Raw genomic sequence first — 21,869 nt, 5'->3', positions numbered from 1 at the left:
CCATTCAGTCGGGCAACGCCACCGTCGGACCAGCTCTCGAACGGTGGTGTCGTTGTGCTGTGCGCGGGAAGCACGCACAAGAAGGATCGGTCCGGTACAGATCTCAAACGATGCCCACGAGGTGTTCCCTAGGCGGTAATACTCTTCTCCGGAACGGTTTTTGATGATCCGTATCCCGCTATGCTCCCCAGCGAAGGCAGTGCCCGATGACGCATCCCGGCCGGACCCGAGGCCCCTTGCTGTCTGCCGAGTTACTGGCGCGCGAAGACCTCCGCCTGGCACTCGGCGAGCACGATTTCGCCGCTGCCTTCGCACTGATCAAGAAGTACGGCGGGCACTCGCAGAACAAGATCGCCGCAGCCTGCCAACTCACCCCGGGCAAGGTCTCCACGATCATGTCCGACCCGGCGAAAAGGATCACGTCATATGAAGTGATCGCACGCATCGCCGACGGCTTGGGGATTCCCGGACGCCTTCTCGGACTGGCATCGCGCCCCTGGGAGGCTGACACCGAGCAGCCCCAGCGACCGGCCGACCCCCGGCCTCCGGACGACGACTTCCCGTGGCGACCGGAGGTGACAACCGCACTCGCCACCCGCCTCACGAGAACTGATCTCGCCATGGACAGACGTACCGCCGCCCGCTTGCTGGCCACCGCCGCCATCACCGGAGCCGCCCTCCTGGACCCGCTCGAAGGATGGCTCACCGCACCCGCCGCCGCATCGGACCGGGCCCGCCCGGGGAGACTCGGCCGACACGACGTGGCCCAGCTCGAACACTCCGCCGTGGCCTTCCGTCAGTGGGACCACCGGTTCGGAGGCGGCCTGCGGGCCAAAGCCGTCCTTGGTCAGCTCAACGACGTCGCCGCCGCGCTCGAAGACCGCCAACTACCCGAGATCAAAAGCCGATTGCATGGCGTGATGGCCCAACTCGCGGGCACTGCCGCCACGATGATGTGGGACTCCGGGTACCAACGCCGCGCCCAGGACTACTACCGACTTGCCCTCCGATCCGCCCACGAGGCAGGGGACCGAGCCTTCGGCGCAAACGTTCTCGCCGGCATGGCACGGCAGATGCTCTACACCGGACGGCCGGGCGATGCCCTCGAACTGGTCAGGCTCGCCCAGGACGGCAGCCGGGGACACGCGGGCCCGAGGGTCCGGGCCATGCTCCGGACGCGCGAGGCGTGGGCTTACGCGGCAATGGGACGGGTCGCATCGTTTCGCCGCGCCACCGGCCAGGCCGAGGACGAGCTGTCATCCGCCCGGCCCGCGGACGACGAACCCCACTGGATCGCCTACTTCAACCGCGCCGAGATCGCCGGAGTGACCGGCGGACGACTGCTCGACCTCGCCCGCACCGACCCCCGAGCCCACGCCGACACGGCCGCCGAGCACATCAGGACAGCACTGGCCGAACGCGGAGCCGAGGCAGGCCGGTCCCACGCCCTCGACCGGATCGGCCTCGCCGAGACCCGGTTCCTCGCGGGCGACCTCACGGCCGCGGTCGAGGAGACCAGGAAGGCCGTGGCTGCCGCGGCACGCACCGGGTCCGACCGCGTACGGACCCAGCTCGGCGGGCTCTACCACTACACCGTCGGCCACTCGACCCACCCGGCCGTCCGCGAGGCCCGCGATAGCATCCGCGAGCTACTGGCGAACTGACCGAAGGGGAACGGGCATGACCGTCATCGCCGTCACCGGGCACATGGACCTCACCGAGGAGAGCGTCACTCTGGTCCGCGACACCCTGGCCTCCCTGCTCGCCGACCACGCCGACCACGGCCTGACCGGAGTCTCCTGCATCGCCAAGGGTGCCGACGCGATCTTCGCCGACGCCGTGCTGTCGGCCGGCGGACAACTGGTCGTCGTCGTGCCGTCCGCCGACTACCGACAGACCAAGGTCAAGCCCGACTACGCCGAGGAGTTCGACCGGCTCCACCAGGCCGCGACCGAAGTCGTGGTGATGCCGCATGCCGAGGCCAACCGTGAGGCGTACGAAGCCGCCAACGAGGAACTCCTCCGCCGCGCCGACCTCCTCTTCGCGGTCTGGGACGGCCAACCCGGCAACGGGCGCGGAGGCACCGCCGACACGGTCTCCGGAGCGCGCGCCGCCGGTCTGCCGGTCACGATCGTGTGGCCCGACGGCGCAGCCCGCAGGAGCCGCTGAGCCCTGACGCAAGCGGCCCCGCACTCCTCGGAGGAGTGCGGGGCCGTCGGCACGACCGGGCTCGGGTCAGAGCAGGCCGAGGGCCGGCATCAGGTAGTAGAAGGCGAAGACCGCGGCGACGCCGTACATCGCGACCGGGACGGTGCGGGCCCGGCCGGCCACGACCCGCAGGACGCAGAAGGCGATGAAGCCGAAGCCGATGCCGTTGGTGATGGAAGTGGTTAACGCCTTGGGTGGGGTGTCGGCATGGCTACCTACTCACCCCGCCGCTTCGCAGGCCGCACCGAGCTGGACATAGACCCTGACCAGCTCGTTTGGATCCTCTACGCCCGAGAGTCCGAGGACTCCGAGGGTACGGGCGAGCAGGTCGAGAACCAGATGGTGGACCTGCGCGAGGAGGTCACGGGCATCGGCGGCCGGGTCCGGCGCGAGGAGCTGGAGAACGACACTTCCGCCTTCAAGAAGAAGCGCATCCGCCTCCCCGACGGCACCTTCGTCTACCGGGTGGTCCGCCCCAAGTGGGACTCGATCATCGCCGACTTGCGCAGGGGTGAGGGCAACGCGCTCGCCGTGTCCAACATCGACCGAGGCATGCGCGACCCCCGCGACCTCGAAGACCTGATCGACCTCGTTGAACGGCACGGCGTGTTCGTCGTCTCCGTCACCGGGTTCCTCGACCTCACCACGGACGCGGGAATCGCCATGGCCCGCAACGAGGTGAACCAGCTGCAACCTTGAGTCCCGGAACACCTCCCGCCGCATCTCCAACGGCAAGCGCAAGGCAGCCATGAAGGGCCGGAACTCCGGCGGTGCGAACCGGCCGTACGGCTGGGAGGACGACAAGAAGACTCTCCGTCCGTCCGAGCACAAGAACATCCTCGAAGCCATCGAGAAGGTTCGGCAGATGAAGAAGCCGTCCACGATCATCACCGAGTGGAACGCGCGCGGAGAGCTGACCGTGACCGGGAAGCGGTGGCTGACGAGGACGCTGGAGCAGATCCTCACGAACCCTCGCCTGTACGGCGCGCGGACGTACAAGGGCGAAGTCCTGCTCGACGCCAACGGCGACTACGTGCGCGGTGACTGGGAGGCAGCCACCACGAAGGAGGTGTTCGACAGCATCCAACCGCTGCTCCCCTCCCCCGGCCCCCGGGTCAACCCACGGGACGGCCGAGGCCACACCACCAAGTACCTGCTGTCCCCCTTCGTCCGCTGCGGCAAGTGCACCGCCCGCATGCGCGGCGGCGTCCGCGACGGCGGACACGTCTACTGGTGCCGCTCGAAGAACCACGGCGGTTGCGGCGGATGCTCCCGCCGTGGGGTCGAAGTGGACCGCTACATCACCGAGCTGGTGATTCAGGACCACGAGCGCGCATCCCTGCGAGCGATCGAGCAGCTTCCCCCGTGGGACAAGGAGGAGGACCTGCGGGTCGTCCGCCAGAAGATCACCGAGTTGGGGCAGCAGTACCGCGCCGACAACATCAGCGGCTCCACCTACTTCCCCCTTCTGGCCGAGCTGGAGTCGGACGAGCGGAAGTTGAAGAACGAGCAGCAGCGGCACGAGGCTGCACGGTCCCTCCGGATGGAGGCGATCCCCAACCTTCGACAGCAGTGGGCCGACCCGGACTTCGCGCTTGAACAGCGGCAGGCCGCCGTCGCGAAGAGCCTGGTCGCGGTCGTGATCCACCCGACCCGCCCCGGAAGCCGGGTGTTCGACCCAAGCAAGATCGAACCCATTTGGAAAGTACATGACGCCACACAGACGACATAGAAATACCGCGCATGTGTGGTCGACCTGCCATATGACTAGATATTTTTCTCTGCGGGAGCCAAACTAGGTGCATGGCACCAGTCGAGCCGCAGCGAGAAGCGACAGGCTCCACCTACACCGGTGAAGCCCTCGCGCTAATTCAGCAGGTCGAAGCCTTTGCGCGCCAGCTAATATCCTTCAACTTTTCCACCGCTTCGGATATTTGGGAATTTCAGATCAACCTCCTTTCGCTGCAGCGGGAGACTCAAAAATCCATCAGCAACGAGAAGACTCGGAGGAAGATCGAAAAAACAAAGGACGACTCCCTACAGGCTCTTCAGATGGTGCGCCAGCACGCCCGCAGGCTCGGTGATGCACTAGCCTGGACAATCTTGGGAAATGATCGCGGAATAATATACCCCCTGGGCGAAAATGATCCAGTTTCCATACCTCACGATAATCACGGAAGTCGCGGCCTGGTGGCGATATGTGAAGTACTGGCATCGCGCGGCTGGGGATTCCCTATACTCCACGACGTCACAGATTGCCTACGTATCGGAGATGCAACCTTCGTAACCATCGACGGCAAGGAACGGAAAACTCGAACCATCGAATCCAAGACTCGCCACATCGAGCCGCCAAGAGAAAACCCCACAGCCTCAACTCAATATGAAGTGACTATCTCTTTTGTTGGCCACGAAGCCCCCGAAAAGGACTTTAAATTCGACATAGAGCTGGATCCAGAACCCGATCCCCCCAGGCGGCCGGACCGGCGAATTGACCGACAGGCCAAGAGAATGCACTCTGCCTTGATGAAGCAGTCTGCACAAATTGACACGCCTTTCATTGTCGACGGCAGCAAGGCGGTCCTCTCGCGCGGCGAATCGAACGCGAGATCTCGATGGGGGGAAGTCAGGGAGGCGATTGCCGAGGCACGCTCCACCGGATACTCCAGCATAAAAATAGACGATGCCTTCATGTGCATTTTTCTCTACAATTCGGCTGGACTATCAGCCGAGGCGATTACAGGAGAGGAGAGGATCGTCAGCGATATAGTGCAATCTGGAATACTGTCCAAGGGGGACCCTCAATACGGAATAGTGACCTCATTCCTACCTGAAGAACCCAAGCGGAGCGCATGCAACTACCTCCCCTTCTACCTCTACAGCATCCCGCCAGAAGCAATATGCGATATTCTCCATGGGCGACTTGTCATATTCTCGGCAGCAGGCGTAGGGGCGATTGCTTCAGCCATAGAGGATGTCGGATTCCGGGTTGAAATTCCGAAGTCAGACCACCCGCTCCACTCCATGCGAATATTCTCTGAGATTAGCGGGCCAAGCGGGAAGAGGTTCACGGCCGAATTCGGGCACCTTGGGATTCACTTCATGGAGTGTGCCCACGAGTTCATGGGGGTCGAATACGTACAAGATGTGATACTCACCATGAAAACTTCTACGGAAAAAACGCTACCTGGAATCATTGGGGACTAGTTTCAAACTGGTCAACAATTTAGGCATTACCATATTCCACCGCCGGGATTAGACCATAAATCTCTGCTACTTTTTGCCGCCACTCGGCCGACCGCTCTGGAGCGTTCTTGAGGTGCTCCCGAGCCCATTCCTCCGGACTCGGTGTCTGCAGCCGAGGGCCAGGCTTGGCTTTCTGCTCGGAGTTCACGCCGCATCACCTTCCCGCTTGAGGCGCTGGGTGGCGGTGCGGTTGTCGCGGACGGTCTGGGCGAGGAGTTCTTCGCCGGGGGTGTAGCCGGTGGCGAGGTAGCGCCAGTCGGACAGGACGAGGGTGGTGGCGGGGTCGAGGGCGGGGCGGTTGTCGCGGAGGCGGGCCTGTTCGGCCTGCCAGGTGCGGCGGGCGTCGCGGAGGTTACCGAGGGTGGTGGAGTAGCGGCGGGACTTGGTGGAGAAGTGGCCCCGGAAGCCGAGCATGTGGGCCCACTTGGTGAGGTTGAGGTGGGCGAAGTCGGGGAGGGCACCGAGGTGCCAGCAGGTGCGGATCATCTGCCGGGTATGAGAAGCAACGTTCAGGTCGGCGAGGGGTTCGGCGAGCCCGGTCCCGTCGCAGGTGCGGCACTCGGCGGTGAGGCCGGGGACGGTGGGGGTTCGGCCGCGTCCCTTGCAGGTGGCGCAGTACAGGGGGCGGTCGATGGTACCGGTGCCTTCCGCGCTCTTGGTGGCGTATTTGGCGATGTAGCCGACGACGACAGCGTCCGTGAGCGGGGCGGCGGGGTCGGCGGTGTGGTCGGGACGGGCGATCTCGCGGACGTCGAGCTGTGCGCCCCAGCGGAGTTCGCGTTCGCCGATGGCGTCGCTGGTGACGGTGACGACGGCGCGTTCGGCGGCTTGGCGGATGGCGTCGGTCAGCAGGTCGGGGGTGGCCCAGGAGGGCGGGGCGGTGGTTCCGCCGTCGGGGCCGTCGAGTCGGACGATGGCGTGGAAGTGGACCAGGCCGCGCTTTTGGAACTCGGCGACCTTGGCGAAGGAGACGCGGCAATGCTCGCGCAGTTCGCTGGTGGTGAGCCCAGCGGCGTGGGCGACGGCGCGGCGCAGGTAGGTGGTGAAGCGGGCCCACAGGGCTCCGGCGTGGGCGTTGAAGAGGACGGCTCCGGTGTAGTCGTAGGCGGTGGGCTCCAGCGGGGTGCCGAGGGCGGGGTGGTCGGCTCCGTGGAGGGTGCCGCAGCGGCAGGGGAACGGTTTGCCAGTGCGGGTGGTGGGGCGGTTGTGGACGGGGCCGAAGGTGGGGGCGGTGAGGGTGGCGAAGACGCGGGGGTGGGTGCGGACCTGTTCGGGGGAGCCCTTGCCGCCGGAGAGTCCGGCGCGGATCAGGTGGTAGGTGTCGGCGGCGTAGGTGCGGGAGCAGGCCGGGCAGCGGGTGGCGCGGCGGTTGCCGCAGGCGACGAGAAGGCGGCCGAGGGGTTCGGTGTCGGTGCTGTAGTGCCGGAGCACTTCGTGGGTGGTGGCGTCGAGGGTGGTGGTGCGGCCGGTCAGTTGGACGGGTTGGGTGCAGCCGGCGAGGCGTTCCACAGAGCGTTCGATGCGGTCGAAGTCGTCGCGCTGGGCGAGGGCGATCAGGTCCCGGGTGAACAGGGAGGGGACCGTGCGGGGGTCGGGTCCGGTCATCGGGGCTGTCCTTCCGGGCAGTTGGGGAGGGGTTCGGGCATGGGGGTGCCGTCGCGCCGACCGCGAGAAGGTGCGGTGCTCGCGGTCGGCGCGAGGCGGATGGGGGTGGGTCAGGCGGTGCCGGTCAGATCGACAGGCGCAGGCAGGGGCGGTACATGCTGCGGGTCAGGTTCCGGGTGATCCGGACCGGGGCGGTGCTGCGGGGCCGGTCCGGCGTCCGGCGGGACGGGATGGGCAGACGGGTGGGCGCCGTGTGGCGGAGGGACGGGAGGGCGGGTTTCACGGCGGTTCTCCTTCCGTCAGGCCGCGAGGAGGTGGGCGGGGTCGGTGGTGAGGTGGGCGGTGGCCTTGGCGATGCGGGCAACGTCGGTGGGGGCGACGTAGGGGGTGCGGACCCGGATGAAGCCTTCGTGGCCTTCGCGGGCCATGACGGCGACGCCGACGAAGTCGGGGTGCTGCATGGTGCTGGGGTCCATGTCCTTCCACTGCCGGATGTTCTCGCCGAGGGTGGCCACCGCGGCTTCGGTGCTGCGCTGGGCGAAGGACAGCGCGATCGGGCACACGTCACGGATCGCGGTGGGGATCGCGTCGCCGGTGGGCTTCTGGGTGATCAGGATGACCAGGAAGCCGGTCGCGCGGCCCATCTTGACCAGTTCCTCCACCAGCCGGGCGTTCTCGTGCGCGAGGGCGGCCAGGCGCTTGGTCTCCGGGTCGCTGCCCCGGAAGTCCCGGAAGAAGGTGTGGGCCTCGTCCACGACCAGGACGACCAGCGGCCACTTCGGGGTGGGGCCGACGTGCCACATGTTCGTCACGCCGAGGTCTTCGCGGATCTTCTTGCTACGGTCGAGGCGCAGCCGCACGAGGCGCTTGAAAAGGGCGTTCGCCTCCTCCAGGTCCGCGCCGACGAAGGCGAACAGACGCTCCGCCACGTCCGCGTAGTCGCCCTCCTCGACCGTGTGGACCTTGCCGTCCGCGACGGCGAACTGCACCGCGCCGGACGGAGCGAGCTGGGAGAGCAGCCCGTTCATCAGCGAGCTCTTGCCCTTGCCGGGAAGGCCGCCGACGAGCATGCCCGGCACTTCGGCGATGCGCAGCACGGCGGGTACGGCGTACTCGTCCCGGCCGAGGTCCCACACCGACAGGTCGGCCGGTACCGATCCGTCGGGGACGGCGGTGCTCGTGGCGGCGAGGGGTTCGGTGCGCACGGCTCGCAGGACCAGGTAACCAGGGCGGTCCACGGCGACGGAGACCCGGGTGCAGTTCCAGGCTTCCGCCAAGTGCTCGGCGTGGCGCTGGAATTCGGCGAGGCCGACACCGGGGGTGGTGCTGACCGTGATCCGCACGCCGTAGCGGTCGCACTTCGTGGCGATCCTGGGAACGTGGATCGCGGGTTCGCGTCGTCGCTGGCCGTCGATGACGACGGCCTGTCCGAGGGTGGGGTGGCGGTCGACGGTCACCAGGCCGAGCGCCTTGGACAGGCGGGCCCAGCGACGGCGGATCCAGAACGCCTGACGGCGACTCGCCCGGGTGTCCCGGTCGGAGGCGATGTAGCGGCCGGTGACGAACAGCAGCCGGGCGAACATCACCAGCAACAGGATGGCGAGGCCGTAGAGCAGCGGGGCGGGGAAGGCCCGGATCAGGGCGGGCAGAAAGTCAGCCCCGAGGGTGGGGCTTGGGGTGTTCGACAAAAGGGTGTCCTCAAGGGAGTTGGCGCGGTGCCGGGTGTGCGGGCCCGATAGGAGAGAGCACGGGGGCGGGGCCCGGCCGGGCCGAGGAGGGAAGGCTCCACCGGCCCGGCCAGGACTGCTCTGCCGGTCACGACTTGGCCGCCTTCGGCGCGGCCACGGCGGCGTCAGCGGGCAGCGCGACGGCCGAGAGGACGGACAGGGACTCGGCGCGGTAGGCGACGCCGTTGGACACCTGGCCGTTGAAGACGTTCGCCCAGGGAGTGGCGACCAGGCCGACCGGGCGCACGACCGAACCCGGGGCGAGGGAGGTGTCCACGCCGCCCTCCGGGACGGTGACCTTGATCAGCTGGGCGGTGCCGTCGTAGGTCTCCACCAGCTGCACGGTGTAGAGCGTCGCGCCGCTCTCGCGGTCGGTGGCGACCAGGCCGGTCGAGGCGTCCGCCAGCTTCACGGCGGGCGGGGAGGCGACCATGTGGACGGTGCCGGTCAGGTCGGGGCGGATGGTGATACGAGCCATGGAAAACTCCAGGGAGGGGTAAGGGAAAAGGGGGATGGGAAAGACGGAGAAACGTTTCTCCGGCCTTGGAGAAGCCCCGTCCGGCGGGGCGTTCGGGACAAGAGAAACCGACGCTCGCCGGTGTTGTCGAGGGGCGTTTCGGAGCCCGTGCGACCGGCCCGAGAGCGGGCGAGAAACGACGAAAAGCGGCGCGAGCGGGCGAGAGGAACCAGCTCACCCCAGGTGTGGCGCAACCCACACCCCGCCATCGATCCGGTGTCTCCCTTCGCTGGACAGTTGGTCCGGGTCGGCGGCACAGGCAACACCATGCCGCAGACCCCATGCCCTTGATCGGGAGATATCCCTACCGCTATCGGACCCCTGTCCGTCTCAGCATCAAAACGCCTCCGAATTCGCTAAGTTCCTGCCGTCTCAAGTGAGTTGGAGGCGGCAGAGATTTACTGCGTGACGTGCGCCACATGGTGCCCTTTCGGGGTTCCTGCGGTGCGTCGTGGGAGCAGTGTGCTCCGGCTTTCAGGCTTGGCCCGGCCGGAGAAAGCTGGTAGACGACCCGGCCGCGTTTCCACTCTCCGCCTTCCACGGCCCGACGTATCGGGCTGATCTTGTGCTACGCGTCTGCGCAGGCCGATCCGGAACCCCCGCACGACCCACTCTCGGCCCTCGGCGGCCGGACCCGTCCGGCTGATCTTGTGGTAACCGTCCGCACCGGCCTTCCGAAGCGCACCGGGCAGCAGGGCAAGGCGGAGCCCGGAGCAGTACCGCCCACGGGCCAGCGGTGCGGCGACCGGTGACAGCAGGCGCGGGCGGGGCGGAGGCCGGGCCGCTGTCGGATCTTGAAACCGCTGTCGGCCAAGTGGGCACGGCCGGAGGAAACACGGCCGGGGAAGGCGAACGCGGAGCCGATAGGGCGTGTTCAGACTTTCTTTACTGGATCAAGGGCGGCCCGCCGACGGCGGGCCGCGCGCCGCCGCGTCTCCGCCCCGCCGCTCCTGTCTCGCGCCCCGCTAAGGGCGGCCCCGCTGGCGGCGCAAGAACGTGTCCGGAAGGCGGCACAGGGCCCGGCAGGAGCCCGGACGGGCACAGCCGGCACCGTGGGCAGGTCACAGCCGATGGCTGAGGGCCGTTCGTCCAGGCTCCCCGCTGCTCGATGATCCGGGGCGAGCGGAACCCGTCAAGCCCGCAGAGCTGACCACTATCGCCAACTGCGGCTCCCGGAAGCGGGCTTGACCGAACCTGCCCGCCCCTACTCTCGGCAGCTACGGGGAGCCCGGCCGGAGTGGTCCCCATCGCCGGTTTCCCGGCGGAGGAACGCCATCCGCTGGTACTGGCTGCGCGAATTCAACGCACATGCGTTGCGAACCTATTCGTGGCCAAACGTCCCGCCGGGAGATGTTGTTGACCGTGAGCAATGCATGCACCTGCACCGCGACCAGAGCACCAGCGGGCCACGGATTGCATCCTCAATACCGCCCTCCAGCGACAGCCTCCCGGCAGGCCGATTGCACTCCGAGCAGCGCCGATCCGCTTCCCTCGCCTTGTAGCAGGCGAGGCACAGCAGCACCTGCGGTTCTTCAACCAGCACGGCAACCGGCTGCGGACTGCCTATCAGGTGCCCGCATGACCTGAGCGAGCCCCATTCTCTCGCGGACACCATCAAGGCCAAGGCATCACGCTGCCATCGCGGAGCCTGATCCACCGGGAGGGCACTCTCTCTTCTGTCCTGCGCAGCCAGCCACTGCGAAGCATGAACACCCGCAGCGCGGACCTGATCATCAAGGGCTACCAACCCCGGGGTACGCAATTCGCCCATCAAATCCCCTGGTTTCCTGATGTGGCCGCCCCTGCCCGTCGAACGCCAGGGGCGGCCGGTATCGATCCGTCAGGACTTGGGTCAGGCAGCCGTCCAGGGCATCGAGAGGTTGTCCTCCGCCATGGCATCCATCAGGAGTTCGTCGCAGGGGCGACCGAGCCAGAACCCGGACTGGCGCAGGCGACCGGCGGGCTTGAACCCGGCCTTCTGGTAGGCGGCGACACCCGCTGCGTTGGGTTCGAGGACCTTGAGCCAGACCATGCGCAGGGCGGCGTACTGGAAGGCCCAGCGCAGCGTGAGCGCAGTCGCCTCGGTGGCGAAGCCCTTCCCGCGTGCTTCGGGAGCGAGGAGGATGACGAACTCCGCAGTGCGGACGGCCGGGTCGATCTGGAGCGTCGTCACGCCGAGCGGGGCATGGTCGGTGGTGTCGATGACCTCGAACTGCGGATAGTTGCGGTTGCGGCCCTGCGCCTCCCAGCCGCCGGCCCGGACTTCCCAGGACTGGGCGACCTGGGTGCCGAAGCCGAGGATGGTGCCGGGGTCGTTCTCCCAGCGGTGGTACTCCTCCAAGTGGTCACGGCTGGGCATGGCCAGGCTGACGCGGGTGCCGTCGAGCAGGACGAGCGGGGTGCGGGACATGGGTGCCTCGTTCAGGGTCGGGGGTTGATCGGGGTGTAGTGGTCGGTGTGCGCCGGTTCTTCGACCGGTCGGCCGTCGCCGTCGCATATCCAGGCGTGCAGCCGTATCGGGTCGGTGGCGATGCCGTGGCGCCAGACACCGCCGCGCCCGCCGAGAGCGAGCAGCAGGGCAGCCGCGGCCGACTCTTCCAGGCAGGCGACCCGGGCGGGAACGTTTCCGGCAGCCCAGCGGATCGAGCGGACGGCGAGGCTCGCGTGCGCGGCGGAGGGCGGCGGCAGCGCGCTTCCCGTCTCGGCGAGGCGACGCAGCCGTCCGAACCGCTCCGAGCGGGGACCGGCCGCACGAACCGCAAGGGTGCTCGCCAGTACGGCGGTTGCGACGATCCGCCAGGCCAGCGGTGGGCGTCCGACGGTGGGCAGGCGCACCGGTACTTCGCTGGTGCCCCAGGAGACGGCCGGGTCGTGGACGAGTACCGGAGCGGGCGCGGGACTGTCTTCCAGAGCAGCGAGCCACCGGTTCAGTGCGTCGCCGGTGAGGAGGACGGTCTCCCCGTTGCGGTAGTTGACGACCACGCCCGCCCGGCAGGTCAGGGCGGTGACGGTGTGCACCGTCGGCAGGGGCGGCCTCATGCCGGGATCTCCCAACGGACGGCCCGGGTGACCGACTCGGCGGCGCGGAGCCACAGCTCGGTGCCCAGAACGGGTTCGATCAGACCCCACGGAACGTCCACGCCGAGGGCGGCATTGCGCAGCAGCGAGCGCAGAGCAGCCGGCCGGAGCAGGCCGAGGGCGGCGAGGTGGCCGTCCACCAGGTCCAGGACCGCGCTCTGATTGGCCCGCAGCCCCTGGTGGTGGTCGGCGGTGAAGATGCCTTTCGCGCCCCGGCCGAGGACGCTAGGCGGAAGCAGTCCGGCCACGGCGTCGGACAGCATCGGCTTGTAGCGGCGAGCCGACCAGCGGTCGGCAGCCGGGGCCGCGAGAACCGATTCCACAACGCGGGTGTCGGTGAAGGGGTTGTGCATGGCGATGCCGTGTACGGCGGCGAGCTGGTTCTCCGTCGCGGCGGTGCGGCCGACATAGCGAGCTTCTTGCAGCAGTAGTCGATCGGCGTGCCCGAGACCGCCGGTGTAGGAGTGCGGCGCGGTGGCGGACGCGGCGAGGTCGAGGGTGTTGGTGGTCAACCAGGGCATCGGGACAGCCGTCCCGCCGTGGTCGCCCACGACGGAGGCCACGGCCTTCCACGGACTCGTGCGGTACAGCCGCGCCCAGGTCTGGGCATCGCGGGCCAGCCGCAGCAATCGGCCGGAGCGGGCGAGGTCCACCAGGTGGGCCGGAGGCGGCATGAACAGCGAGTCACCACCATCGCCGGTCAAGTGAACCGCGACCCCATCCGATACCAAGTACCGGAACTGCGCGAGGAGTTGAGCGGCAGTGATCGCGGACGGGGCGGGTTCGTCGGTGAGGGGGAGAGCACCGAGATCGGTGAAGGGCAGGTGCTCCGGCCCAAGTGCCATCAACCGGTGGCGGATGCGAGGGAAAGCGCGGGCAACGGTACGGGCGTGGTCAAGGTCCCCGCCTTCCTCGCGGCCCTTGGGGTGGTAGGTGAGGCCGACCACCGGGCCGCACTTCGAGGCCAGCACGGCGAGGGTGGTGGAGTCCAGGCCGCCGGACAGGTCCGAGGAGGCCATGCGGTCCGTGACCCGGATCGCCACACCGTCCGCAAGGTCGTCGCGGAGCCGGTGCACAGCATCGGACCAGGCCAACCGCAGTCCCCGCCAGAACGGCGTGATCGCGCTGGTCCCGTGTTCAGCAACCGTCCAGCGATGCCCTGGGGGGAGCTGTTCCACACCCGTCCAAGCCGAGCGGCCAGGCACCCAGGCAGTCGGGTCGGCAAGGTGCGCGGCGAGCCAGGCAGTATCGGGACCAGCACCGACCAGCGAGGCAAGCGCAAGCGAACTCGACCCCCACACTAGGTTGTTGCCCGCGCGAGAGAGGTAGACGGGAGCAGCACCAGCGGGGTCCGCCCACACCGTCAGCGCGCCGCGTCCGTCGTCCAACACCAGCGTGTACGCGCCGGACCAAGCGGTGACCGCCGCGTCGATCCGGCCGAGCTCGGCACGCTCGACAAGCCGGGTCAGCTCGGTGCCGGTCGCACCACACGGCCCGAACACCGCAAGGCGAAGCCCATCGGCTCCACGCACCTGACGCACCGGCATGTCACCGGCGGACCAGATCGTCGGCCCTCGCCACAGCACCCGTGCACCGACCGGCACTGGAGCGCCGACAGAGCGGCTGAGCATCCCGCCGAACCACTTCATGTGATCATCTCCGTGACCTGTGCTCCACCGACGGCGCGGCGACACCGGGGTTGGACGGTGCCACCGCGCCGTCACCTGTCAGGCGTCGTACGGGGAGCGCTTGGCTTCCACGCTGTTGTTCGAGCTGCCCTTGGTCAGGAGTGCCGCGTCACCGAGGAGCACGGTCTCCTCCTCCGGCTCGCCGTCGAGCTGGGTCAGTTCCTGCATGTTGATCACCTCCCTTGCTGGTTCACTCGGGGCGGGGGAACCCGCCGCGGATCGGTGCCCCGGGCCCCGGCCACACTCACGGGGCCCGGGGAGCCACAGTGCCGTTCAGGCCATGGGTTCGCGGTCCGGCTCGGAGAGGGCCGCCACCGGTTCCAAACGGCCGTGACCGACCTGGAGAAAGGCCGTCATGCCCAACACGATGACGGTGACCACGTTCCCGAGCAGCCACAGGAAGGTCACGGCCGCTTCAATCGGATCATCGTTACTCCCGCGATGACGGCCGACTCCGTGCAGATCTCTCACGTTGCTTCCACCCTCAGCTCGAACCAGACCCACTTGCCGCGCGGAGCGCATTCCACGCCCCAACGCTGTGCGAGTGCCGCGACCAGCCCCAGGCCGTAGCCGGACTCCGCTTCGTGGGCGGGAGTCATCAGCGCGGGCAGTTCACCGGAGGAGTCCCGGACCCCCACCCATACCGAGGAAGGCTTGCGCCGCACTGCGACCGCGATCCACGTACAGCCCGTGTGCTTCGCCGCATTGGCGACCAGTTCGGTGACCAGCAGCGCGGCCACGTCGTCCAACTCCGGAGCGGACCAAGCCGTCAAGGCAGAGCGCACCAACTTGCGCGCCAGCCCGGCAGATTGGGGGTGGCAAGGAAGCCCCAGCCGACAACTTGGATCAGTCGGTCTCACGGTCGGTACATCGATGCTGTCCAGCGGGCCGATCAGCACGGGCCGGCCTCCGTCTCGGTCGGGCCTTCCAGGGTTTCCCGGAAGGAGTCCCAGAATCCCGAAAGGGCCCCTTTTCCAATAAGGCCAGCGTGTGTACCCACCATGGGTAAACTCGCGTTCAGTTATCCCGCGTGACACTGAGCGATGATCTTTAGGGTGCCGGGAGGCCGGACATGACGGAGAACGGAGCGCCACAAGGGCTGCCGGGCCGGTTGCTGGCAGAACCCGAGATGATCACGGCGTGTGCTGCGCGCGACTTTGCTCGGATCTTCCAACTGGCCAAGAGCAGAGGCGGTTTCCATCCTTCACGCATCGCTCGTGCGTGCGAGCTGACGCCCAGCAGGGTAGGTGAGGTCATCGCGGGGAAGCGGAAGATCACCAACATGACCGTCATCGAGCGCATCGCAGACGGCTTACGGATTCCCGGGGACATGCTCGGCCTTGCGATCCGAAGCTGGGAGCGCCCGGCGGTACCCGTTCAAGACTCGGCTGCGATCATGCGAACCCCGAAGGAAGTCAAGCCGGTTGAGCTCTCCCTGCCCGGCAGCGAGCTGGACAGCATTCTCGCCATCGCAGCCGGCACCAAGGTCACGCCGACGGTGCTGCGCTCGCTCCAGGCATCGATCGAGGACTACTGGCGGCGCGACGACGAGCACGGTGGGGAGGCCCTGCGCCCGGCAGTCATCGGGCAGCTGAGGTACGTCACGGGCATACTGCGGGACACGGCCGATCCCAACTACCGGCGCAGTCTCCACGGCATCGCCGCCGAACTCGCACGCCTGACCGGGTGGACGTACTTCGACGCACGGCAGTACAGCACGGCTCGCAGCTACTTCACCCAGTCCCTGCGCCTCGCGAGAGAGATCGACGACCGGCCGTTCATCGCCAACGTGCTCGCGTGCCTCAGCCTCCAGGCGACCTACCAGGACCAGCCTCGGGACGCCATCGCACTTGTCCGGGCGGCGCAGGACAGCGCACGCCTTGACGGCGGTACGCCGAGACTGATGGCCATGCTGTCCATGCGTGAAGCCTTCGGCCACGCCAGCGCCCGCGACCACGAGGCCACCCATCAGGCGATCGGCGAGGCACACCACTACTTCGAGAGGATCGGCGAAGCAGACGACGATCCTGCGTGGGTCCAGTACTTCGACCGGACCAAACTGACCGTGGACACCGGCATCGCCCTCGGTCAACTCGGCGACGCCGATGCGGCGGAACCTCTGATCGCCGACGCCCTGACGGCTGAGCCCACCACGAACCTCCGGGGCCGCGCCTTCCACACCTTCTGGCTTGCCAGGACTCAACTCCAGCGCCGCAAGGTCGAGTTGGCTTGCGCCACCGTGGGGGAAGCACTCGACCTCGCAACGATCGTGGAATCCCCCAGGGTGATCGCGCACCTCCAGGAGTTCCGGCACCTTCTGGAGCCCTACTCGGACGCGACGGCCGTGCGAAACGTGGTCACACGAATTGCCGAGGTGACCGTCTGATCAGATCCCGGCCTCGTCCAGCAGCAGGTAGAGCACGCCCACCAGCGTCCCACTGCTGACGATCTCGCGGCGGTCGATCATGCCGCGCAGGTCGGCCAAGGGAATCCACTCGATCCGGTCGGACTCGTTGCGTTCTGTCGGAGGGCCCATGTACTCCACCGCCTCGGTGCGGAAGACGAAGTGCTCGGAGTCGGTGATCCCGTTGGCCGGTTGCGCATAGATCAGCGGTTTGACCTCGCCGACCTTCCAGCCGGTCTCTTCCAGCGCCTCCCGAACCGCCGCGTCCGCCGGGGTCTCGCCCTGCTCGATCAGACCCATCGGGAGTTCCCAGGCCCAGGTGTTGGTGATGAAGCGGTGCCGCCACATCATGAGCACCTGCCGTTCGCCGTTCACGACGGCAGCGACAGCCAGGTGCCGCAACTTGATCACGTGGTGTTCCCAACGATGCCCGTCAGGCTGCTCGACATCAGCCAGCCAGAGGTTCACCCATGGGTTCTCGTAGATCGGACGTTCCCCGTGGATCTTCCACTGCATCGCTGCGGCCCCTCTCGACGGACCTTCAGCATGTCAGACCAACGCGGTGTGTTGGTCTGACTCCGGCGAATTTGCGTCAGAGTGACGAATAGGGGAGTGGCATGGATTACAGCCGCCCCGAGGGTGGGCAGGGCACCGATGGGACCGAACAGTGCACAACACAGATGGCCCCGCACTCGTTCAGGAGTACGGGGCTACCGCCGCAGCCGGGCAGCTCAGGTCAGAGGAGACCGAGCGCGGGCATCATGTAGTAGAAGAGGAAAACAGCGGCCACGGCGTACATCGCGGGCTTCACCTCACGCCCCCGACCTGCGACAACGCGCAGGAGGCAGAAGAGGATGAACCCCATACCCAGGCCGTTGGTGATGGAGTACGTGAACGGCATCATCACGATGGTGAGGAAGGCCGGCATCGCGATGGTGAAGTCGGCCCAGTCGATCTCCTTGACGGAGTTCGCCAGGATCAGGAAGCCGACGGTGACCAGGGCGGGGGTCGCGGCCTGGGCGGGGACCATGGTCGCGAGGGGGGTGAGGAAGAGCGCGAGCAGGAAGAGCGCGCCGGTGACGATCGAGGCGAAGCCGGTGCGGGCGCCCTCGCCGACGCCCGCGGTGGACTCGACGAAGCAGGTGTTGGCGGAGGCGGAGGTCGCGCCGCCGGCGGCGGTGGCGATGCCGTCGACCATCAGGACCTTGTTGATGCCCGGGAGGTCGCCCTTCTCGTCCAGCAGGTGGGCCTCGTCGGCGACGCCGAGGATGGTGCCCATCGCGTCGAAGAAGCAGCTCATCAGCACGGTGAAGACGAACAGGATGCCGGTCAGGACGCTGACGTGCTGGAAGCCGCCGAACAGGCTGAAGTGGCCGACCAGGCCGAAGTCCGGGCTGGCGACCGGGTTGCCGGGCCAGGCCGGGACGGTCAGGCCCCAGGCGTCGGCGGAGAGGTCGGCGAACTGCTGGATGACCACGGCGACGGCGGTCATCACGGCGATCGAGATCAGGATCGCGCCCGGGACCTTGCGGACGACCAGGGCCATGGTGAGCAGCAGGCCGAGGATGAAGATCAGCACCGGCCAGCCGTGCAGGTGCCCGCCGACGCCGAGCTGGAGCGGGACGGTGGTGTGGGCGGCGTCCGGGATGCGGGTGACGAAGCCGGAGTCGACCAGGCCGACCAGGGTGATGAACAGGCCGATGCCGATCGCGATGGCCTTGCGCAGGCCGAGCGGGACGGCGTTCATGACGCGTTCGCGCAGGCCGGTGGCGACCAGCAGCATGATCGCGAAGCCGGCCAGGACGACCATGCCCATCGCGTCCGGCCAGGTCATCTGGGGGGCGAGCTGGAGCGCCACGATGGTGTTGACGCCCAGGCCCGCGGCGAGGCCGATCGGGACGTTGCCGATGACGCCCATCAGCAGGGTGGTCAGGCCGGCGGTCAGCGCGGTGGCGGTGACCAGCTGCCCGCCGCTGAGCTGGGCGCCGTTCATGTCCCTGGCCGAGGCCAGGATGATCGGGTTGAGCACCAGGATGTACGCCATCGTGAAGAAGGTGGCGACACCACCGCGGATCTCGCGGGGCAGCGTGGAGCCCCGCTCGGAGATCTTGAAGAAGCGGTCCAGGGCGCCGGACGGGGGCTGCGGCGCGTTCTGGGAGGGCTCGGGCGACGCGGTGGTCGACTGGGCCTGCGGAGACATGTCGGGGGTCCTCGATCGGGGGGAGGCCGGGGGTGACCGGGGGAAGCAAGGTCGGGGGGTCCTTGGGGAATTTCAGTATGTCGATTCCGGTCGTGCACGCGCCATCTTCGCGCGTAGAGTAGGCCCATTACGGTCGCGATCGGTCACACCGGAACCACGCGCCGGAACCACGCGCCGCCGCCGACCGCCGCCACCGAACGCCGCTGCCGCCCCCCACCGAACGCCGCCGACCGCCACCGGCCGCCGCTGCCGCACCGCCGGGGCGGCACCGTAGGCTAGGGCCCATGCCCAAGACCGCACTGCGCACCGCTCCCCCGCCCCTGGAGGGGAACGACGTCGCCATCGTCGGCACCGGCACGGTGCTGTGGTTCGTCGGCTTCGTGGTGCTGGTGCCGTTCCAGGGCCCGCTGTCCGACCACGGCCACGGCAGCTGGCCGTGGATCTGCCTGTCCGGCGGCCTGCTCGGCCTGATCGGCCTCAAGTACTGCACCGCCCGCCGCGCCGCGATCCGCCGGCACCGCGCCGCCGAGGCGGCCGGGGAGCCGGTCTCCTAACGGCGACCGGCAGCGACCGGCAGCGGCCACCCGTCCGGCCGGAATCCGCCCCGAGGCGGGACGCACCGGACAAACCGCCCACCTAGAGTCGGTGCCATGACGCACTCAGCGGAAGGCACCGCCCCGCACGGCCCCGTCCCGGGCCCCGGCGCGCACCCCACCGGCGCGGGCGGCGCGTACCAGCCCGGGCTGAGTGCAGCCGAGGTCGCCGAGCGGGTCTCCCGCGGGCAGGTGAACGACGTACCGGTGCGTTCCAGCCGCTCGGTGCGGGAGATCGTCCGGGCCAACGTGTTCACCCGGTTCAACGCGATCATCGGGGTGATGTTCGGCATCATCCTGGTCGTCGGCCCGCTCCAGGACGGCCTGTTCGGCCTGGTCATCGTCGCCAACACGGCGATCGGCATCGTCCAGGAGCTGCGCGCCAAGAAGACCCTGGACGGCCTCGCGCTGATCGGCGAGGCCCGCCCCCAGGTCCGCCGGGACGGCGCCGCCGTGCAGGTCACCGCCGGCGGGATCGTGCTGGACGACACCGTGCTGCTCGGCATCGGCGACAAGGTGGTGGTCGACGGCACCGTCACCGAGGCGGACGGCCTGGAGGTCGACGAGTCGCTGCTGACCGGCGAGCCCGACCCCGTCCTCAAGCACCCCGGCGACCACGTGATGTCCGGCTCCTTCGTGGTGGCCGGGGCGGGCGCCTTCACCGCCACCAAGGTCGGCAAGGAGGCGTACGCCGCCAAGCTGGCCGAGGAGGCCAGCAGGTTCACCCTGGTCCGGTCCGAACTGCGCACCGGCATCGACCAGATCCTGCGGTTCATCACCTACCTGCTGATCCCCACCGCGATCGGCCTGGTGATCAGCCAGCTCGCGGTGCAGCGCAACGACTGGGAGGAGGCCGTGCGCCGGATGGTGGCCGGCATCGTGCCGATGGTGCCCGAGGGCCTGGTGCTGCTCACCTCGGTGGCCTTCGCGATCGGCGTGGTCCGGCTGGGCCGCAAGCAGTGCCTGGTCCAGGAGCTGCCCGCGATCGAGGGCCTGGCCCGGGTCGACACCGTCTGCCTCGACAAGACCGGCACCCTCACCGAGGGCGGCATGGACCTGGTCGACCTGCGCCCGCTGGCCGACCCCGGGCGGGTCCCGCAGGCCGACCGGGCGGTGCTGGCCGAGGCGCTCGGCGCGATCGGCGCCGCCGACACCCGCCCCAACCCCAGCATGCGGGCCGTCATCGACGCCTACGGCCCGCCGCCGGAGGGCCGCTGGCGACTGCTGGAGGCGATCCCGTTCTCCTCCGCCCGCAAGTGGAGCGGCGTCCAGCTGCTCGAACCCGGCGGCACCGAGGGCAGCTGGCTGCTCGGCGCCCCCGACGTGCTGCTCCCGGCCGGCTCCCCCGCGCTCGCCGAGGTCGACGAGCTCGGTGCGAAGGGCCTGCGCGTCCTGCTGCTGGGCCGCAGCCCGCAGCCGCTGGACGACCCCGACCCGGCCGCCCGGCTCCAGCCGCTGGCCCTGCTGGTGCTCCAGCAGCGGCTGCGCGAGGACGCCGCGGACACCCTGCGCTACTTCCGCTCCCAGGACGTCCGGGCCAAGGTCATCTCCGGCGACAGCGCCGTCTCGGTCGGCGCCGTCGCCGCCCACCTCGGCCTGCCGGGCGCCGAGACCGCCACCGACGCCCGCACCCTGCCCACCGACCCCGAGCAGCTCGCCGAGGCCGCCGACCGCACCGCCGTCTTCGGCCGGGTCACCCCGCAGCAGAAGCGCGCCCTGGTCGGCGCCCTGCAGTCCAGGGGCCACACCGTCGCGATGACCGGCGACGGCGTCAACGACGTGCTGGCGCTGAAGGACGCCGACATCGGCGTCGCCATGGGCACCGGCTCGGACGCCACCCGGGCCGTCGCCCAGATCGTGCTGCTCGACGACCGCTTCGCCACCCTGCCCTCGGTGGTCGCCGAGGGCCGCCGGGTGATCGGCAACATCGAGCGGGTCGCCGGGCTGTTCCTGGTCAAGACCGTCTACTCGGTGCTGCTGGCCCTGCTGGTGGTGTTCACCCAGGTGCCGTACCCGTTCCTGCCCCGGCACTCGACGGTGCTGTCCTCGCTGACCATCGGCATCCCGGCGTTCTTCCTGGCCCTCGCCCCCAACAACGAGCGGGCCCGCACCGGCTTCGTCCGCCGCGTCCTGCGGCTGGCCGTCCCCGGCGGGGTGATCTGCGGCGCCGCGACCTTCACCGCCTACGCGCTGGCCCGCGGCGACGACGAGACCACCCTGAAGGCCGACACCTCGGTCGCCACGCTGACCCTGTTCATCTGCGCCGTCTGGGTGCTCGCCATCGTCGCCCGCCCCTACACCTGGTGGCGCCTGCTGCTGATCGGCGCCATGTCCGGGGCCTTCGCCCTGGTCCTGGTGGTCCCCTGGCTCTCCGACTTCTTCCAGCTCCACCTGGCCGGCCTGCGCGACCCGCTGACCGGCGTGGCGGTCGCCCTGGTGGCGGGCGGCCTGCTGGAGGTCACCTCGCGGATCTTCGTCGAGAAGAACTCCTAGGCACGCGAAGGGGAACGGGCAGGGGCTCGGGGAACGGCGAGTCCGTGCTGCTGACGGTCGGAGTCCACCGAAGGTCCGTGCTGCTGCGTGTAGTGAACAGAACCGAGAGCGAC

General features: G+C 68.6%; 20 protein-coding genes and 1 pseudogene. 8 read left to right on the top strand and 13 right to left on the bottom strand.

The features are described 5' to 3' along the window. The first annotated feature begins 236 nt into the window (after positions 1-236). Positions 237-1,664: a hypothetical protein gene (locus HUT16_RS20480; RefSeq protein ID WP_368662702.1), complete on the top strand. Its 1,428-nt coding sequence runs from the start codon at positions 237-239 to the stop codon at positions 1,662-1,664. Between the two features lie 16 nt (positions 1,665-1,680). Then, positions 1,681-2,169, top strand: a complete 489-nt coding sequence (locus tag HUT16_RS20475; protein WP_176189572.1) for a hypothetical protein — start codon at positions 1,681-1,683, stop codon at positions 2,167-2,169. 66 nt (positions 2,170-2,235) lie between these two features. Here the strand turns inward: HUT16_RS20475 and HUT16_RS20470 are convergent. Next, a pseudogene (locus tag HUT16_RS20470) lies at positions 2,236-2,391 on the bottom strand (NCS2 family permease); the annotation flags it as partial. A 24-nt stretch (positions 2,392-2,415) separates the two neighbouring features. On the opposite strand from HUT16_RS20470, the gene HUT16_RS20465 reads away from it, so the two are divergent. The 3 genes from HUT16_RS20465 (at position 2,416) to HUT16_RS20455 (ending at position 5,412) form a co-directional block, all read left to right on the top strand. Then, a complete protein-coding gene (locus tag HUT16_RS20465; protein WP_176189571.1) occupies positions 2,416-2,907 on the top strand; it encodes a recombinase family protein in 492 nt (163 codons plus the stop codon). A gap of 49 nt (positions 2,908-2,956) precedes the next feature. Next, positions 2,957-3,940, top strand: a complete 984-nt coding sequence (locus tag HUT16_RS20460) for a recombinase family protein (protein ID WP_176189570.1) — start codon at positions 2,957-2,959, stop codon at positions 3,938-3,940. A gap of 71 nt (positions 3,941-4,011) precedes the next feature. Further along, positions 4,012-5,412, top strand: a complete 1,401-nt coding sequence (locus tag HUT16_RS20455) for a hypothetical protein (protein WP_176189569.1) — start codon at positions 4,012-4,014, stop codon at positions 5,410-5,412. 183 nt (positions 5,413-5,595) lie between these two features. Here the strand turns inward: HUT16_RS20455 and HUT16_RS20450 are convergent, their stop codons facing one another. The 10 genes from HUT16_RS20450 to HUT16_RS20405 form a co-directional block, all read right to left on the bottom strand. Next, positions 5,596-7,056 carry a replication initiator gene (locus tag HUT16_RS20450; protein ID WP_176189568.1) on the bottom strand — a complete coding sequence of 487 codons (1,461 nt, stop codon included), beginning with the start codon at positions 7,054-7,056 and terminating at the stop codon, positions 5,596-5,598. Positions 7,057-7,180: 124 nt separating this feature from the next. Next, on the bottom strand, positions 7,181-7,339 hold the full coding sequence (locus HUT16_RS20445) for a hypothetical protein (protein WP_176189567.1): 159 nt from the start codon (positions 7,337-7,339) through the stop codon (positions 7,181-7,183). 16 nt (positions 7,340-7,355) lie between these two features. Beyond that, entirely contained in the window at positions 7,356-8,744 is a 1,389-nt protein-coding gene (locus tag HUT16_RS20440) for an FtsK/SpoIIIE domain-containing protein (protein WP_176189566.1), read from the bottom strand. Positions 8,745-8,871: 127 nt separating this feature from the next. Then, complete coding sequence (locus tag HUT16_RS20435; RefSeq protein ID WP_176189565.1) at positions 8,872-9,261, bottom strand: hypothetical protein; 390 nt, start codon at positions 9,259-9,261, stop codon at positions 8,872-8,874. A 1,891-nt stretch (positions 9,262-11,152) separates the two neighbouring features. Next, positions 11,153-11,710: a GNAT family N-acetyltransferase gene (locus HUT16_RS20430; protein WP_176189564.1), complete on the bottom strand. Its 558-nt coding sequence runs from the start codon at positions 11,708-11,710 to the stop codon at positions 11,153-11,155. 11 nt (positions 11,711-11,721) lie between these two features. Beyond that, positions 11,722-12,339, bottom strand: coding sequence for a lasso peptide biosynthesis B2 protein (locus tag HUT16_RS20425; RefSeq protein ID WP_176189563.1), 618 nt, complete (start codon positions 12,337-12,339; stop codon positions 11,722-11,724). Continuing rightward, entirely contained in the window at positions 12,336-14,027 is a 1,692-nt protein-coding gene (locus tag HUT16_RS20420) for an albusnodin/ikarugamycin family macrolactam cyclase (protein ID WP_176189562.1), read from the bottom strand. The genes HUT16_RS20425 and HUT16_RS20420 overlap by 4 nt, the downstream gene beginning before the upstream one ends. Positions 14,028-14,105: 78 nt before the next feature. After that, on the bottom strand, positions 14,106-14,234 hold the full coding sequence (locus HUT16_RS20415; protein ID WP_106437698.1) for an albusnodin family lasso peptide: 129 nt from the start codon (positions 14,232-14,234) through the stop codon (positions 14,106-14,108). Between the two features lie 105 nt (positions 14,235-14,339). Further along, positions 14,340-14,537 carry a hypothetical protein gene (locus HUT16_RS20410; protein ID WP_176189561.1) on the bottom strand — a complete coding sequence of 66 codons (198 nt, stop codon included), beginning with the start codon at positions 14,535-14,537 and terminating at the stop codon, positions 14,340-14,342. Then, the gene (locus HUT16_RS20405) at positions 14,534-14,806 is read right to left on the bottom strand and encodes an ATP-binding protein (RefSeq protein ID WP_368662744.1); all 273 of its coding nucleotides are present in this window, start codon (positions 14,804-14,806) and stop codon (positions 14,534-14,536) included. Before HUT16_RS20405 ends, HUT16_RS20410 begins: the two co-directional genes overlap by 4 nt. A gap of 332 nt (positions 14,807-15,138) precedes the next feature. On the opposite strand from HUT16_RS20405, the gene HUT16_RS20400 reads away from it, so the two are divergent. Further along, the gene (locus tag HUT16_RS20400) at positions 15,139-16,452 is read left to right on the top strand and encodes a hypothetical protein (RefSeq protein WP_176189559.1); all 1,314 of its coding nucleotides are present in this window, start codon (positions 15,139-15,141) and stop codon (positions 16,450-16,452) included. On the opposite strand, the gene HUT16_RS20395 is transcribed toward HUT16_RS20400, so the two are convergent. Both HUT16_RS20395 and HUT16_RS20390 read right to left on the bottom strand, forming a co-directional pair. Next, positions 16,453-16,986 carry an NUDIX hydrolase gene (locus HUT16_RS20395; protein WP_176189558.1) on the bottom strand — a complete coding sequence of 178 codons (534 nt, stop codon included), beginning with the start codon at positions 16,984-16,986 and terminating at the stop codon, positions 16,453-16,455. Between the two features lie 220 nt (positions 16,987-17,206). Next, positions 17,207-18,670 carry an NCS2 family permease gene (locus tag HUT16_RS20390; protein ID WP_176189557.1) on the bottom strand — a complete coding sequence of 488 codons (1,464 nt, stop codon included), beginning with the start codon at positions 18,668-18,670 and terminating at the stop codon, positions 17,207-17,209. 284 nt (positions 18,671-18,954) lie between these two features. Here HUT16_RS20390 and HUT16_RS20385 point away from each other — a divergent pair, with 284 nt between their 5' ends. Both HUT16_RS20385 and HUT16_RS20380 read left to right on the top strand, forming a co-directional pair. Continuing rightward, positions 18,955-19,224 carry a DUF2530 domain-containing protein gene (locus HUT16_RS20385; RefSeq protein ID WP_176189556.1) on the top strand — a complete coding sequence of 90 codons (270 nt, stop codon included), beginning with the start codon at positions 18,955-18,957 and terminating at the stop codon, positions 19,222-19,224. Positions 19,225-19,320: 96 nt separating this feature from the next. Next, a complete protein-coding gene (locus HUT16_RS20380; protein ID WP_176189555.1) occupies positions 19,321-21,756 on the top strand; it encodes an HAD-IC family P-type ATPase in 2,436 nt (811 codons plus the stop codon). Positions 21,757-21,869: the final 113 nt, after the last annotated feature.

It is taken from the genome of Kitasatospora sp. NA04385 (assembly GCF_013364235.1).
Classification (GTDB): domain Bacteria; phylum Actinomycetota; class Actinomycetes; order Streptomycetales; family Streptomycetaceae; genus Kitasatospora.
Note: the sequence above shows the minus strand (reverse complement) of the source record. Positions and strands in the feature narration are given on the sequence as shown.